Source organism: Roseateles sp., assembly GCF_049240545.1.
Classification (GTDB): Bacteria; Pseudomonadota; Gammaproteobacteria; order Burkholderiales; family Burkholderiaceae_C; genus Paucibacter_A.
Map to the genome: position 1 here is coordinate 1 of NZ_JBMLSK010000027.1, position 1,611 is coordinate 1,611.

1 protein-coding gene is annotated in these 1,611 nt (G+C 64.7%); it reads left to right on the forward strand.

The features are described from left to right. Positions 1–58: 58 nt before the first annotated feature. On the forward strand, positions 59–1,611 hold a 1,553-nt coding region (tnpC, locus tag ACOVRJ_RS01580; RefSeq protein ID WP_422042157.1), incomplete at its 3' end, for an IS66 family transposase.

A 1,611-nucleotide genomic window follows, 5' to 3' on the forward strand; every position in this document is an offset into this window, starting at 1 on the left:
GATCGAAGCAGTCGGCAAAGGCCGTGATGAGCGCGATGATGAGGGTAGCGATGAGCTTGTGCGCCTGCGCGCCATCATCGCTGCGCAGGCTACTGCGCTCGACGCTGCACAGGCCGAAGCCGCTGCGGCCAAGGCCGGACTGATCGCCAAAAGCCTGGAGATCGAGAAGCTCAAGATCCTGATAGCCCGTCTTCGGCGCATGCAGTTCGGGCGCTCGTCCGAGAAGCTCACCCGCGAGATCGAACAGCTTGAGCTGCGGCTGGAGGAACTGGAACTGGTCGAGGCGGCAGCCGCGCCAGACGTTGATGATGCACCTGCTAAAGGCGTGGCTGCCACACGTGCAAAGCCCGTGCGTCGTCCCTTGCCAGAGCATCTGCCGCGCACCGAGATCGTGCACACGCCATCGATCGTGGCGGACTCTGCCTGTGCCTGCCTCTCCTGCGGAACGGCTGGCAACTGGCGCAAGGTGGGTGAGGATGTACGCGAAGTGCTGGAGTACATCCGCGGTCGTTTCGAGGTCATCCGCCATGTGCGTCCGGCCTTCTCGTGCCGCTCCTGTGAGGCCATGACGCAAGCCCCGATGCCGACCCTGCCGATCGAGCGCGGCAGGCCAGGGCCGGGACTGATTGCCCAGGTGCTGGTCAGCAAATACTGCGACCACCTCCCGCTTTATCGCCAGGCAGAGATCTTCGCCCGCGAGGGCGTGGAGATCGAGCGTTCTGTAATGGCAAGCTGGGTTGCCAAAGCCTCCGAGCTTGTGGCGCCGCTGGTCGAGGCCATTGGGGCCCACGTGATGAAGGCTGAGCGGTTGCACGCTGATGACACCCCAGTCCCAGTGCTGGCACCCGGCCTCGGGCGTACGAAGACGGGACAGCTCTGGGTCGATCTGCGTGACGAACGCCCCCATGGCGGGCAGGACCCGCCCGCCGTGCTCTACCGCTACACGCCAGATCGCAAGGGCGAGCGCCCGCGTGAACAGCTCAAGCGCTTCGCAGGCTTCCTGCAGGCCGACGCCTATTCCGGCTTCAATGAGCTTTACGTGCCGGGGCCTGATCGACCTGTCGCAGCAACGGAGGTTGCCTGCTGGGCGCACGCCCGGCGCAACTTCCATGACTATTACGCCAGCACGAACTCGCCCAGGGCGCTGGAGGCGATGACGCGCATCGGCAAGCTGTTTGACGTCGAGCGCCTTATCTACGGCCAGCCGCAAGAGGCACGGCGCAAGGGGCGTCAGGACCTGGCGCTGCCCGTCATGACGGAACTCGCCAGCTTCCTCGACCAGTCGCTGACCCAGATATCCGGCAAGAGCGATCTCGCCAAAGCCATTCGCTATGTTCGTTCGCGCTGGGCGTCGTTCACCCGTTATCTCGATGACGGCAGGCTCGACATCTCCAACAACGCCGCCGAGCGAGCCATCAGGCCACTCAAGCTTGGCGCCAGGAACTGGCTCTTCGCGGGCTCGGACACGGGCGGCGAACGCGCTGCCGCCATCTACACGCTCATCCAAACCGCCAGGCTCAACGACCGGGACCCCGCAGCATACCTGCGTGCCGTCATCACCCGCATCGCAGACCATCCCATCAAACGCATCGACGATCTCCTGCCGTGGAA